This window comes from Aquamicrobium terrae (genome assembly GCF_040545735.1).
In the GTDB taxonomy this organism is placed as follows: Bacteria; Pseudomonadota; Alphaproteobacteria; order Rhizobiales; family Rhizobiaceae; genus Mesorhizobium; species Mesorhizobium terrae_A.
Genome location: NZ_JBEPML010000008.1, coordinates 136007 through 148900, shown reverse-complemented (window position 1 = coordinate 148900; position 12894 = coordinate 136007). Strand labels below are relative to the sequence as shown.

Annotated in this window: 12 protein-coding genes; 6 read left to right on the top strand and 6 right to left on the bottom strand. The window is 64.3% G+C overall.

Going from position 1 to position 12894, the window contains the following annotated elements; genetic code table 11:
• The first annotated feature begins 56 nt into the window (after positions 1 to 56).
• Positions 57 to 1226 (top strand): pyridoxal phosphate-dependent aminotransferase, encoded by a 1170-nt coding sequence (locus ABID37_RS13255; protein WP_354195473.1) that lies wholly within the window; start codon positions 57 to 59, stop codon positions 1224 to 1226.
• 84 nt (positions 1227 to 1310) lie between these two features.
• Entirely contained in the window at positions 1311 to 2030 is a 720-nt protein-coding gene (locus ABID37_RS13250; RefSeq protein ID WP_354195471.1) for a GntR family transcriptional regulator, read from the top strand.
• Here the strand turns inward: ABID37_RS13250 and ABID37_RS13245 are convergent.
• Genes ABID37_RS13245 through ABID37_RS13230 form a run of 4 tightly spaced genes read right to left on the bottom strand, consistent with a single transcriptional unit; the run spans position 2017 to position 4824 of the window.
• Entirely contained in the window at positions 2017 to 3165 is a 1149-nt protein-coding gene (locus tag ABID37_RS13245) for an aminotransferase class V-fold PLP-dependent enzyme (protein ID WP_354195469.1), read from the bottom strand. The two genes, ABID37_RS13250 and ABID37_RS13245, sit on opposite strands and share 14 nt — an antisense overlap.
• Before the next feature lie 24 nt (positions 3166 to 3189).
• Positions 3190 to 3867, bottom strand: coding sequence for an amino acid ABC transporter permease (locus ABID37_RS13240; RefSeq protein WP_354195468.1), 678 nt, complete (start codon positions 3865 to 3867; stop codon positions 3190 to 3192).
• A 30-nt stretch (positions 3868 to 3897) separates the two neighbouring features.
• Entirely contained in the window at positions 3898 to 4032 is a 135-nt protein-coding gene (locus tag ABID37_RS13235; RefSeq protein ID WP_354195466.1) for a hypothetical protein, read from the bottom strand.
• Positions 4033 to 4035: 3 nt separating this feature from the next.
• Complete coding sequence (locus tag ABID37_RS13230; RefSeq protein WP_354195464.1) at positions 4036 to 4824, bottom strand: ABC transporter substrate-binding protein; 789 nt, start codon at positions 4822 to 4824, stop codon at positions 4036 to 4038.
• Positions 4825 to 5276: 452 nt separating this feature from the next.
• On the opposite strand from ABID37_RS13230, the gene ABID37_RS13225 reads away from it, so the two are divergent.
• The 4 genes from ABID37_RS13225 (at position 5277) to ABID37_RS13210 (ending at position 10393) form a co-directional block, all read left to right on the top strand.
• The gene (locus tag ABID37_RS13225) at positions 5277 to 6071 is read left to right on the top strand and encodes a cyclase family protein (protein WP_354195462.1); all 795 of its coding nucleotides are present in this window, start codon (positions 5277 to 5279) and stop codon (positions 6069 to 6071) included.
• 115 nt (positions 6072 to 6186) lie between these two features.
• A complete protein-coding gene (locus tag ABID37_RS13220) occupies positions 6187 to 6672 on the top strand; it encodes a MarR family winged helix-turn-helix transcriptional regulator (protein WP_354195610.1) in 486 nt (161 codons plus the stop codon).
• Positions 6673 to 6683: 11 nt separating this feature from the next.
• Positions 6684 to 8837, top strand: a complete 2154-nt coding sequence (locus ABID37_RS13215; RefSeq protein WP_354195460.1) for a thiamine pyrophosphate-dependent enzyme — start codon at positions 6684 to 6686, stop codon at positions 8835 to 8837.
• Positions 8834 to 10393: an indolepyruvate oxidoreductase subunit beta family protein gene (locus ABID37_RS13210; RefSeq protein WP_354195458.1), complete on the top strand. Its 1560-nt coding sequence runs from the start codon at positions 8834 to 8836 to the stop codon at positions 10391 to 10393. The genes ABID37_RS13215 and ABID37_RS13210 overlap by 4 nt, the downstream gene beginning before the upstream one ends.
• 10 nt (positions 10394 to 10403) lie before the next feature.
• On the opposite strand, the gene ABID37_RS13205 is transcribed toward ABID37_RS13210, so the two are convergent.
• Both ABID37_RS13205 and ABID37_RS13200 read right to left on the bottom strand, forming a co-directional pair.
• Positions 10404 to 11516: an alcohol dehydrogenase family protein gene (locus tag ABID37_RS13205; RefSeq protein ID WP_354195456.1), complete on the bottom strand. Its 1113-nt coding sequence runs from the start codon at positions 11514 to 11516 to the stop codon at positions 10404 to 10406.
• 1 nt (position 11517) lies between these two features.
• Entirely contained in the window at positions 11518 to 12891 is a 1374-nt protein-coding gene (locus tag ABID37_RS13200; protein ID WP_354195454.1) for an aspartate aminotransferase family protein, read from the bottom strand.
• Positions 12892 to 12894 lie beyond the last annotated feature (3 nt).

Here is a 12894-nt window from a genome sequence, read left to right as displayed (position 1 = left end):
ACTTCAAGCATGGTTTCCAACCGATTCCGGCAAGCTCTTAACAGACTGGATCAGCAATGCCCAAATTCGCCCGACGCGTCACGCAGACTTCCAAGAAGAGCTATGGCATGTTCGCCAAGGCCGCCGGTATGGCCAAGGAAGGTCGCGATCTCATTCATCTGGAATTGGGACAGCCGGTGCATGACACGCCCGACCACATCAAGCAGGCCACGATCCGCGCGCTGCAGGCGGGAGAGGTGCACTACAGCGATCTCCAGGGCATTCCGCAATTGCGCGAGGTGCTCGCCGCCAAGGTGCGCGACTACAATCGCATCGACGTCAGCGCTTCTGAAATCCTCGTGACCAATGGCCTGACGCAGGCCTCCTTCGCGGCCTTCATGGCGCTGCTCGACGACGGGGAGGAGGCCATCCTGCTGGAGCCCTACTATCCGCAGCATCTCGGTAAGATCGAAATGGCGGGCGCGAAGCCGGTGATGGCGCCGCTCGACAAGAAGGCCGGATTCCGCATCCGCAAGGACCTGATCACCCCACTGATCACGCCGCGCACGCGCATGATCGTGCTCGTCAACCCGTCCAACCCCACCGGGCGAGTCTATTCCCGCGAGGAGCTTCAGATCGTTGCCGATCTTGCCATTGAGCACGATCTCTGGGTCATTTCGGACGAGGTCTACGAGCAGATCGTGTTCGACGGCGCGGAGCATGTCAGTATCGCATCGCTGCCCGGCATGAAGGAGCGCACGGTCAGCATGTTCGCCTTCACCAAGGCCTATGCGATGGATGGCTGGCGGCTCGGCTATCTCGCCGCGGACAAGTCGATGATCCCGGCGCTGATGAAGATCACCGCCACCGAGGTCACCCACGTCAACACCTTCATCCAGCATGGCGCGATTGCCGCGATAACCGGTCCTGCCGAGGTGCTTCAGGACATGGTGGACGACGACAGACGCAAGCGCGACCTCGTGGTGAGCCGTCTCAACCAGATGCCCGGCGTGATCTGCCCCAGTCCAGAAGGCACGATCTATGCGTTTCCCGATATCAGCGGAACCGGGCTGAAGGCCCAGGAAGCCGCCGATGCCATCCTCGAGAAGACCGATGTCGTCGTCGAGGCGGGCAGCTTCTACGGGCCGCTGGGAGAACATCACCTGCGCATCTGTTTCGGCTCGCAGGACCACGACCGTCTCGAGGAAGCGATGAACCGGCTGAGCGGTTTCTTCAATTCCCTGTAGCCGTGGAAGGGAACCTTGGTGACAAAAGGGGACCATTGATCTTAAACGGACACCGTTGCGGCGATTGGGAGAATGCGAGAGGCCATGCTTGACAATTCACTTGGACCGGTTTCGTCGCGCATCACGATCGGTGACCGGGTCTATCTTCAGTTGCGGGATGCGCTGATCACCGGCCGTTTCGATCCCGGCCAGGCGCTGACCATCGCGGCACTGGCAAAATCCTTCCAGACCAGTCCCATGCCCGTTCGCGAGGCGCTGCGTCGCCTCGGCGCGGAGAACGCGGTGGAAATGGCCTCCAACGGCTCGGCCTGCGTGCCGACGGTTTCGGTCGAGCGCCTTGACGACATCTGCCGGGCGCGGGTGGCCATCGAAGGGTTGGCAACGCAACTCGCCGCCGAAACGGTCCAGCCGCATGAGATGGAAGCCATCGAACAGAGCATGGCCGAGCATGAGGCGGCAAGCACCAAGGCCGATGTCTACGACATGCTGCTGCGGAACCGGGATTTCCACTTCCGGATTTACAGCGCCTCACGCTCGCAGGTGCTGGCCCAGCTCATCGATTCGTTGTGGCTGCGCTACGGGCCCTATATGCGCATGCTTTCATCCTACATAGCGCCGCGCATGGGAACCGGGCTGCACAAGCCCTTCGCCAACCATCACCACGCCATCGTCGCGGCATTGCGCCAGCGCGACGGCGCCGCCGCCCGCGAGCACATGATCGCCGATATCACCGGCACCCAGGCGCTGTTGCAGGATCTGTGCCGCGCAGAGACTGGTCTTTCGCCCGATATCAGCGGGAAATAAGCGTGGAGAGCCGTCCGAGCAGGCGCTCGACACCTTCGGGGGTCGTGACCGGGCCCGGCGACAGGCGCAGGATCCGGCCCCGGCAATCCGTGTAGAGCCCGGCCTCGCGCAGCCCGTTGACGACGGCGGCGGCGTCCGCATCAGCCGGCAACTGGAGCATCACGCTGCCGCCGCGTTGCCGCTCGTCGGGCGGGCTGGCCAGCGTGAGGCCTGTGTCCGAGGTTCCTTCGATAAGCGCCGCACCCAGCCTACGATTGTGGGCCAGCATTTCGGCATGATCCTGTGTCGCATGCCATTCCAGCGCGGGCACCGACCCGACACAAGCGAGCACCGAGGGCGTACCGTGATCGAAGCGGCGGGCATCGGATGCATAGGCGAAGGCATCGAGATCCCAGGAGAAGATGTTCTCCTGGCTGAACCAGCCGCGCAACTCTGGCCGGCATTCCTTGAGCAGCGGCGCCGCGACATGGAGGATGCCGGCGCCGGGCGTGCCGGACAGCCATTTCAGCGTGGTCGAGACGGTGAAGTCGACGTCAGGCTTGTCGACCTTGAAGGGCAGCAGGCCGACGCCTTGCGTGATGTCGACCCCGACCAGGCTGCCCATGCGGCGGCCATGATCGACGAGCCGGTCGAGGTCGCAGCGGTGGGATGCCGTCGAGGTGACGAATGTGAGCAGCGCCAGCCCCACCTCCTCCGTCCAGGCCGCGACCATGTCCTCGTCGCGCACCCAATATTCGCCGGGGCGCACCGGCACCGTTTGCACGGTGAAGCCGAGTCGCGGCGCCAGCCCGGCCAGAAGGAAGTGCAGGCTGGGGAAACAGTCGGCCGCGACCAGTATCTTGCGGCCGGAAAGGTGCCGTTGCGGCAACGCGCCGATCAGGCTGTAGAGCGCGGTGGTAACGTTTTCCGCGCTGGTCAGCGTCCCGCACGGGGCACCGATCACCGCAGACCACAGGTCGATGAACTTCTGACGTCCGCCAAGGGCGCGCATCCACTGGCCGTCGTCGAAGGCGCCCCAGCTTGACGCGAATTCCGAGAAGGCGGCGCCCATGGCCTCCGCCTTGCCCGGATACATGCCGATCGAGTGATAGAGGAAATAGCCGGAGCCGTTATCGGCTGGATTGCGCGTGTTCATTGCCATATCTTCCGAGCTTATGTCTCATCGTGCCGTGAGCTGCCTCTTGCCGCGTTCTTCCAGATGGCTGACGAGACGCACCAGCGGCAGCAGAAAGGCGAGGTAGATGAGCGCGGCGCCGATGAGGGGTGTGGGATTGGCCATGAGCGCCTGCGCATCGGTCGCCTGTTTCAGCAGGTCCGGCATGGCGACGACGGAAGCCAGCGCGGTATCCTTGAAGATCGAGGCGCAATTGCTGGTCAGCGGCGGCACGACGACGCGCAGCGCCTGCGGCAGGATGACCTTGTGCATCGCTCGCCAGAAACCGAGGCCGAGCGCCGAGGCCGCCTCGAACTGCCCCTTGGGAATGCTTTCGATGCCGGCGCGGCAGACTTCGGCGGTGAACGCCGACAGCACCAGCGACAGGGCCAGCGTGGCCGAGGTGAAGGACGAGAACCTGATGCCCACGAATGGCAGGGCATAGTAGATCAGGATCAGCAGCACGAGGATCGGCATGGCGCGCAGCACATCGATATAGGCGATGGCGAGCAGGCGCACCGGCTTCGATCCGTACAATCTCATCAGACAGACCAGAAGACCGGCCGCACCGCCGATGACGATGCTGGCACAGCCCAGCAGGAGGGTGTTGCCGACGCCGCGCAGCAGCATCGGAAAGGACCTGACGAGGATCTCCCAGTTGAAGAAAGTTTCGATCAGTTGCATGGCGGGGTCCGGTCGGGATGCACCTTCCACTCACGGGGGACGGTGCATCGTTTCGTGACAGCAAAGCGCCGGATCGCCTGTCTCTTCGGGAGCGTCAGGCGACCCCTGGGTTTGCGCATCGGATTTGCCGAAGGCGGCGAGCCTCGATCCGATGCGCTTCTTCATGCCTCACTCGGGCTGCGGCACCGGCATGGGCGTCGTGGCGCTCGTGCCCGCTTCGGGATCGACGCCGAACCACTTGTTGTGGATCGCGGCCAGGGTGCCATCGGTCTTCATCGCCGAGATCGCCTCGTTGGCCTCCGCCAGCAGGGGATGCTCCTTGCGCGCCATCATGGCAAAACGCTCTCCGGTCGGGATGCGCACCAGTATCTTGAGGCCCGGCGTCTTGGTCATGGCATACTGGAAGCCGGCGAGTTCGCCGGCGCCGCCTTCGATACGGCCGTTCTGCACGTCGAGCAACAGATCCTGCTGCGCGTTATAGCTGGTGATGTCGGCAATGCCGAGCTTGTCCTTGTTTTCATTGGCCCAGGCTTCGCCGGTGGTTCCGGCCACGACGCCGATCACCTTGCCTTTGAGGTCCTCGAGGGAAGCGACGGTCGAGGCTTCACGTCCGACGACCGAGCCGGCGCTGTCATAGTAAGGCTGCGTGAACGACTGGTTCTGGAGGCGCTCGTTGGTCACCGAGATAGAGGAGACGGCAAAGTCGATCCGTCCGGAACTCGTGGCCGCAAACAGAGCCTGGAACCCCATGTCCTGGAATTCCACTTGCCTGTTCAGCCGCTTGGCGACTTCCGTCGCGACATCGACCTCATAACCCTCGAAGGCGCCGGCCTCGGTCTTGAACTCCCACGGGGGGTTGGCCGGATAGGCGCCGACGACGATCTTTTCCTGGCCGCTCGCCTGTGTGGCCACGGCCAGGGTCATGGCCAGACCTGCCAATAGACTCGAAAACTTCATCTCATGCTCCTCCTGTCCTCACATGGTGCGCCGCCGATCTGCTGCGCAGTCGGCCTTATCGGCACCGTTCTCCTCGGTTCACCCGTGTCACCGGGCTCTTGCAGCTATATTCGTATGCATTTGCAAATTAATTATCGTGCTGGTTGCGCGGTAGGGAGGTGAAAACTCGCCTCGTCCGGCACTAGGGACTTCCTCCGCATCCTCGGCCGCCTCTTCTGCGGCCTTCTATACAAAAGCCAATAGCGGCGCCGCTGGATGCCTCCATGCCATCTGTTTCGGCTTGCCTTGCAGGTCAACCAGCTTCGACGATCTTTGCTTATTCTCCCGCAATGATATTTGCATATGCAATTAAATCCGTCTAGTCTTCAATTGTGGAAGAGGAGGCTGCATGGTCCGCGCGGGAGCGGAACCGTGCCATCGCGCATCGGCGCGTAGCGAAGGGAGGATTTGCAATGACTGCTGTCGCAGCCACGTTGGAGAAACTTGCGGAATTGCTTGTGGGGGGAGGGGTCGAGGTCGTGGACCTGACCGCGACGCTCGGGCCGGACACGCCGCTGTTGAAACTGCCGCCGGAACTGGCGGTGGATACGCCGAGGATCGAGATCCACACGATTTCCGAATATGACAAGAACGGCCCGTTCTGGGCGTGGAACTGGCTGAAGGTGGGCGAACATTCGGGCACCCATTTCGATGCGCCGCACCACTGGATCACCGGCAAGGACTTTGCCGACGGCTACACCGACACGATTGCGGCCGGGAACTTCGTCGCCCCGGTCAACGTGATCGACTGCTCGCAAGAGACGGCCGCCAACCCGGATTTCCTGCTCACGGCCGAAGGGGTAAAGGCCTGGGAGGCGAAGCATGGCGATATCCGGCCGGGCGAATGGGTGGTGATGCGCACCGACTGGGATCAGCGCAACCATTCGGAAGAGCTGTTCCTCAATGCGGATGCCGGCGGGCCGCATTCGCCGGGCCCGTCGGTCGACTGCATCGAATATATTCTCGAACGTGGCGCGATCGGCTGGGGGACCCAGTGCATTGGCACCGATGCCGGTGCAGCGGGGGGCTTCGAGCCGCCGTTCCCGGCGCACAACCTGCTGCACAAGGCCAACAGATACGGCCTCGCCAGTCTCGTGAACCTTGACAGGTTGCCGCCCAAGGGCGCGATCCTCATCGCAGCTCCGCTGAAGATCGCCAGGGGCACCGGCAGCCCGGTACGGGCGCTGGCGCTGGCGCCGAAAGGTTGACGCGTTTCGGCAGGACAGGTTCGGCATTCCCGCGCTGCGAAAGCGGGAATGCCTTGATGCCGGGCCGGAACAGGCGGCCCGGCAAATGGAAGCGACGAATGACGAGGGTGATCAGATGAACGAGCGTGTGCCCGACGATATCGAGATTGACGGCCCACGCCTCGGGGAGATCGGCTTGCAGCAGTTCGCTCCCTATCTGATGAACCGGATCATGGGGCGCTACAACGCCTCGCTGCGCCAAGACCTGGCCAAGCTCGGGCTCACCACGCCGCAGATGCGCAGCCTGGCGGTGCTGTCGGTCATCGACGGCATCGTTATCAGCAGGCTGGCGGTCTATGCGGTCATCGAGCACTCGACGCTGAGCCGCGCGCTCGACGCGCTGGAGACCAACGGGCTGGTCCGGCGCACGCCCGACCCCGACGACAGCCGGGCCACGCGCATCTGGATCACCGACTCCGGCCGCGCCGCCTTCGAGACGATGTGGCCCACCATGCGCGACAGCTATGAGCGCATGTTCGCCGGTATCGAACCCGGGGAACACGCAGCCTTCGTCGCCACCCTGCAGAAGGTACTGGCCAACATCCGCAAGCATGATTTCTGAGGAGATACCCGATGGCTGAGCGGTCTTTCGCGAAGGAGGTCCAGAAACTCAAGCTGGGCGAGGGACAGGAGTTTACCGGAGAGGGCATCCTCGCCATCACCAAGGCCCTGCTCCAGTGCGGGGTCGGCTATGTCGGCGGCTATCAGGGCGCGCCGATCAGCCATCTGATGGATGTTCTGGCCGACGCGCAAGACATCCTCGGAGAACTCGGGGTGCATTTCGAGGCGAGCGCCTCCGAGGCGACCGCCACCGCCATGCTGGCGGCCTCGGTCCATTATCCGATCCGCGGGGCTGCGACCTTCAAGTCGACAGTCGGTACCAACGTCGCCTCGGATGCGCTCGCCAATCTCGCTTCGGGCGGGGTGACGGGCGGCGCGCTGATCATCGTCGGCGAGGATTATGGCGAAGGCTCCTCGATCATGCAGGAGCGCAGCCATGCCTTTGCCATGAAGAGCCAGGTCTGGCTGCTCGATCCGCGGCCTAACCTGCCGTCCATCGTGGCGGCGGTGGAACATGGTTTCGAACTGTCTGAAGCGTCCAACACCCCGGTCATGCTGCAGGTGCGCATCCGCTGCTGCCATGTCCATGGCTCCTTCATTGCCAGGGACAATAAGCGGCCCGCCATGACCGTCGCCGACGCGCTGGAAAACCCGCGCCGCGACACCCAGCGCATCGTGCTGCCGCCTGCCTCCTTCCTGCACGAGAAGGAGAAGATATCGAAGCGCATGCCGGCAGCCATCGACTACATCAGGCGACATGGCCTGAACGAGACCTTCGGCGGTGAGGGCAAGGTTGGCATCATCTGCCAAGGTGGCATGTACAATGGCGTCGTTCGCGCCTTGCAGCGGCTGGGCCTTGCCGACCTCTACGGCGAAACCCGGGTGCCGCTCCATGTTCTCAACGTCACCTATCCGCTGATCGAGGATGAACTGGTCCGGTTCTGCGAGGGCAAGGACGCCGTGCTTGTGGTCGAGGAGGGCCAGCCCGACTATATCGAGCAGGCGCTGGGCACCATGCTCTACAAAGCCGGCGGCTCCGTGAAGCTGGAAGGCAAGGGCATGCTGCCCATGGCCGGCGAATATTCCGGCGACGTGATGCTGGCCGGCATCGGCGGTTTCCTGCGCCAGCATGCGGGCGACCTGCTGGCGCCGGAAATCCGGGCTCCCAACGTACCCGCTCCGCCGATCTGGGACGACCTTGCGAAAGCAGTGCCTGCGCGGCCGCCGGGCTTTTGCGTCGGTTGCCCGGAACGGCCGATCTTCGCCGCAACCAAGCTTGCCGAGGAGGAACTGGGCAAGCACCACATCGCCTCCGACATCGGCTGTCATCTGTTCTCGATCATGCCTCCGTTCGAGCTTGGCGCGACGACGATGGGCTACGGGCTGGGGCCAGCCTCGGCCTCGGCCTTCAATGCGCCGGATGCCGGCCGTCGTTCCATCTCCTTCGTCGGGGATGGCGGTTTCTGGCACAACGGCCTGACCTCCTCGATCGGCAATGCGGTGTTCAACCAGAACGACGGCGTCATCGTGGTGGTCGACAACTACTATTCGGCCGCCACCGGCGGACAGGACATCCTGTCCTCGCGCGCTTCCAATCGCACCAAGTCGACCAATCATCCGATTACCAATGCCATCAGGGGCATGGGCGTGAAATGGGTGCGCCATGTCGAGCGCACTTACGATGTCGGGCTGATGCGCGACACGCTGAAAGAAGCGCTGACAACGCCCGAGAAGGGGCCGAAGGTCATCGTGGCATCCTCGGAATGCATGCTCAACCGCCAGCGGCGCGAGGCGCCGCTGAAGAAGAAGGCGATTGCGGAAGGCAAGCGTGCTGTGCGAACCAAATTCGGCGTCGACGAGGACGTGTGTACCGGCGATCACGCCTGCATGCGCCTTTCCGGCTGCCCGTCGCTGACCGTCAAGCATCTCGACGATCCGCTGCGCGACGATCCGGTGGCCGCGATCGACGAGAACTGCGTCGGCTGCGGCAATTGCGGTGAGGTGGCGGATGCGGCGGTGCTGTGCCCGTCCTTCTATCAGGCCGATGTTGTCAGCAACCCCACCGGATGGGAGCGGTTCTGGTCAACTCTGCGCGGACGCGTGATCGCGAGTTTGCAAACCAGCCGGGAGCGTCGCCGTCTTTCCTTCGAAGTGGCGCAGCCATGAAATACGGTTTGCCGGAAGGCGACGATGCCACAAGGGGCATCGTCAAGATCGCAATACTGGCCGTGGGCGGCCAGGGTGGCGGCGTCCTGTCCGGCTGGGTGACCGATGTCGCCCAGCGCACGGGCTGGCATGTCCAGTCCACGTCCGTCGCCGGCGTCGCCCAGCGCACGGGCGCCACGATCTACTATGTCGAGATGATGCCGCGCGATCCGGCCCGCGGCGATGCCCGGCCGGTGCTGTCGCTCAGTCCTGCGCCGGGCGACGTCGATATATTGATCGCCGCCGAGCTGGTGGAAGCCGGCCGGGCGGTATTGCGCGGCTTCGTCACGCCCGAGCGAACCACGCTGATCGCATCCAGCCATCGCATGCTGGCCGTTTCGGAAAAAATCGTGCCGGGTGACGGCAAGGCCTCGCCGGATACGGTGCTGCGGCGGGCAGGGGAGGCCTCGCGCCGTTTCATTCATTTCGACATGGAGACCATGGCGAAGAAGGCGGGCAGCGTCGTCTCGGCAAGCCTGTTCGGTGCCCTGGCCGGATCGGGCGAACTGCCGTTCCCGCGCGATGCCTTCGAGGAAACCATCAAGGCCGGCGGAAAGGGCGTGGACGCCAGCTTGCGGGCCTTTGCCCTTGCCTATGAGCGCGCGGCCAGTGGTGATGGTGAGCACGAACCGGCTGCCCCGGCCGTGAAGCCGAAGCCTGCAAATACGCCGGCCCGGCTCCGGGATGCGTGGAACGGTCTTCTGGGTCGCGTCGAACGTCTGCCGCCGCCGGTGCGCGAACTGGCCGGGCCCGGTCTGGTCAAGGTCGTGGATTTCCTCGATCCGGCCTATGGCGCCGAATATCTCGGCCGGCTGGAGCGGATCGTCGCCGCCGATGAAGAGGCAAGAAGCTGGGCCTTTTCACGCGAGGCGGCGAAATATGTCGCCAACGCCATGGTCTATGACGACATAATCCGCGTGGCCGATCTCAAGACCAGGCCGGCGCGCGCGGCCCGGGTCCGCACCGAGGTCCGTCTGCGTGAAGGCCAGACACTGCGGACCACCGAATATTTCCATCCACGCATGGAAGAGATCTGCGGCCTGCTGCCGGCGAGGCTGGGAGCGGCGATAGAGCGGCGGCCGGGGCTGATGAAGTCGTTCAACCGGCTTGTCGACAGGGGGCGCCGGATCCGTACGGACGGCATGCTCGGCTTTGGCACTCTCTGGTCGCTTGCCGGTCTGCGCCGCTGGCGCCGCGGCCTGCTGCGCCATCAGGTCGAGAGCCGTCATCTCGAGGAGTGGCTGGCTGTTGCCGAGCGGGAACGCGCATCCGACTATGCCCTCGGCGTCGAAGTGCTGAAGTGCCGCCGGCTGATCAAGGGCTATTCGGATACCCACAAGCGCGGCCAGTCCAAGTTCGACAGGGTGCTGTCCTGCCTGGACCTGCTGCGCGGCCGGCCCGACGCCGCCGACTGGATCAGGCGATTGCGCGAGGCGGCCCTTGCCGATGCCGATGGCGTCGCGCTCGACGGCGCGATCCGCACCGTGCGGTCCTTTGCCGAGCCGTCGAGCGGATAGGCTTATCCGCTCACGAGCGGCCGTCCGCCTGCGCATCATGAACCGCGTCCGGCACGACCACCAGTTTGCCGATAAATGCCTTGGCCATGAAATCCGATTGGGCGCGGTGGAAATCCGACAGCCGATAGACGCCGCCCACCAATGGCCGGATCTTGCCATCCTCGATGTAATGCACCAGACGCCGGAAATCCTTGCGCGTCCCTTGAGAGGACCCGTGAAGCTGGAGCTGCTTCAGATACATGGTGCGCAGGTCGAGCTGCACGACCGGCCCGGCGATGGCGCCGGCGGTGGTGTAGCGTCCTTCGGGACGCAGGATGCGCAACAGGTCGTTGAACATCGGCCCGCCGACCAGATCGGCCACCACGTCGATCGGCCGGCCTCCGGTGGCTTTGGCAACCGCTTCCGGCAGGTCGGCAACGCCCCGCGTGACGACCTTTTCCGCGCCGATATCGAGGATGGCCTGTTCTTTGCCCTTACCGACCACGGCATAGGGAATGGCGCCACGGGCGCGGGCAAGCTGCACGATGCCCGAGCCGACACCGCCGGAGGCGCCGGTGACCAGCACGCGCTCGCCTTCCTTCAGCCCGGCACGCTCCAGCATGTGCTCGCCGGTAAGGTAGGCGCAGCAGAAGGTGGCCAGTTCGACGTCGGTCAGATCGGTATCGACGGCATGGGCGTTTTCGGCCGGCAACGCCTGGTATTCGGCATAGCCGCCGTCGCGGCCATGGCCCATATAGTCGATGTCGGCCAGCGAATCGTCGTCGCGGTTGTAGATGGAGAAGTCCACCATTACCCGCTCGCCGATGCGCCCCGTGGGAACGCCTTCGCCGGTGGCGACGATGGTTCCCACGGTGTCGGCGCCCTGTATGCGCGGGAAGGTCAGCGTGTTGCCCTGTCGGCGCCAGGTGGAGACTGCGGCCGCATCCTCCTCCGTGCCGTAGGCGCCTTCACGCACCCACACGTCGGTGTTGTTCATGCCGCAGGCTGTGACTTTCACCAGCACCTCGCCGGGCGCAGGTTTCGGCACGGCAACATCGGTGCGGTAGACGAGCTTGTCGAGCCCGCCGTGGCCGGTCAGCAGGACGGCCGCCATGGTATCGGGGAGGAGGGGAGGTGTTGTCATTTCAGCCCAGTACGCTCTTCACCGCATCCGCCGTCTTCGCGACGACGGTATCAGCTTCTTTTTTCGTCAGGCAGAGCGGCGGGGCGAAGCCAAGAATGTCGCCCTGCGGCATGGCCCGGCCGAGGACGCCGCGCTCGGCCAGTGCGGCCGCCACCTGCGGGCCGATCTTGTCGGCGGCGTCGAAGAAGGTGCGATCGTCGCGATCCTTGACGAATTCGACCGCCGCCAGCAGGCCTTCGCCGCGCACCTCGCCGACATTCCCGTGGCCGCCGACCGCCTCTTGCAGCGCGTCCCTGAAATAGGGACCGACTTCGCCGGCATTGGTCACCAGATCGAGTTCGTCGATCAATTCCAGATTGGCGACGCCGGCCGCGGCACAGATCGGATGGGCGGAATAGGTCCAGCCATGGCCGATCGGGCCGAGCGCGTCGGAACCCTTGACCAGCCCTTCCCACATCCTTTCGCCGACGATGACGCCGGAGAGCGGTGCATAGGCCGAGGTCAGCCCCTTGGCGATGGTGATGAGGTCCGGCCTCATGCCGTAATGGTCGGAGCCGAACATCGAGCCCAGCCGTCCGAAGCCGGTCACCACCTCGTCCGCGACGAGCAGGATGTCGTATTTGTCGAGAACGGCCTGAATCTTCGGCCAGTAGCCGGCCGGAGGCGGCACGATGCCGCCGGTGCCCAGAACCGGCTCGCCGATGAAGGCGGCGATGGTGTCCGGTCCTTCGGCGAGGATCATCTCTTCCAGTCTGTCGGCGCAATATTGCGAGAACTGTTCTTCCGACAGCGAGCGATCCTCGCGGCGGAAGTAATACGGCGCTTCGGTGTGCAGGATCGGGACGCGCGGCAGGTCGAAGGCGTTGTGGAAGGCGGCGAGACCAGTCAGCGAGCCGGTCATGACGCCCGAGCCGTGATAGCCGCGCCAGCGCGAGATGATCTTCTTCTTCTCGGGCCGGCCGAGCACATTGTTGTAGTACCAGATCAGCTTGATGTTGGTTTCGTTGGCATCCGAGCCCGACAGGCCGAAATAGACGCGGCTCATGCCTTGCGGCGCACGGTCGATGATCATCTTGGCCAGCCGTATCGAGGCGTCGGTGCCGTGGCCGACATAGGCATGATAATAGGCAAGCTCCTTGGCCTGTTCGGCAATGGCGTCGGCGATTTTCTGGCGGCCATAGCCGACATTGACGCAATAGAGTCCAGCAAAGGCATCGATGCTCTTCCTGCCGTCGGTGTCCCAGATCGTCACGCCTTCGCCGCCGGCCATGATGCGGTTCGGCGTCTCGCCGCGCGCATGCATGCCCATATGGGTGGAGGGGTGGAAGAAGTGGTCGCGATCCCAGGCGGCGAGTTCGTTGGACTTGTCGAGCATAGT

Coding starts and splice junctions, on each gene's coding strand:
- ABID37_RS13255 (WP_354195473.1), top strand. CDS start 57: ATGCCCAAATTCGCCCGACGCGTCACGCAGACTTCCAAGAAGAGCTAT.
- ABID37_RS13250 (WP_354195471.1), top strand. CDS start 1,311: ATGCTTGACAATTCACTTGGACCGGTTTCGTCGCGCATCACGATCGGT.
- ABID37_RS13245 (WP_354195469.1), bottom strand. CDS start 3,165: ATGAACACGCGCAATCCAGCCGATAACGGCTCCGGCTATTTCCTCTAT.
- ABID37_RS13240 (WP_354195468.1), bottom strand. CDS start 3,867: ATGCAACTGATCGAAACTTTCTTCAACTGGGAGATCCTCGTCAGGTCC.
- ABID37_RS13235 (WP_354195466.1), bottom strand. CDS start 4,032: ATGAAGAAGCGCATCGGATCGAGGCTCGCCGCCTTCGGCAAATCCGAT.
- ABID37_RS13230 (WP_354195464.1), bottom strand. CDS start 4,824: ATGAAGTTTTCGAGTCTATTGGCAGGTCTGGCCATGACCCTGGCCGTG.
- ABID37_RS13225 (WP_354195462.1), top strand. CDS start 5,277: ATGACTGCTGTCGCAGCCACGTTGGAGAAACTTGCGGAATTGCTTGTG.
- ABID37_RS13220 (WP_354195610.1), top strand. CDS start 6,187: ATGAACGAGCGTGTGCCCGACGATATCGAGATTGACGGCCCACGCCTC.
- ABID37_RS13215 (WP_354195460.1), top strand. CDS start 6,684: ATGGCTGAGCGGTCTTTCGCGAAGGAGGTCCAGAAACTCAAGCTGGGC.
- ABID37_RS13210 (WP_354195458.1), top strand. CDS start 8,834: ATGAAATACGGTTTGCCGGAAGGCGACGATGCCACAAGGGGCATCGTC.
- ABID37_RS13205 (WP_354195456.1), bottom strand. CDS start 11,516: ATGACAACACCTCCCCTCCTCCCCGATACCATGGCGGCCGTCCTGCTG.
- ABID37_RS13200 (WP_354195454.1), bottom strand. CDS start 12,891: ATGCTCGACAAGTCCAACGAACTCGCCGCCTGGGATCGCGACCACTTC.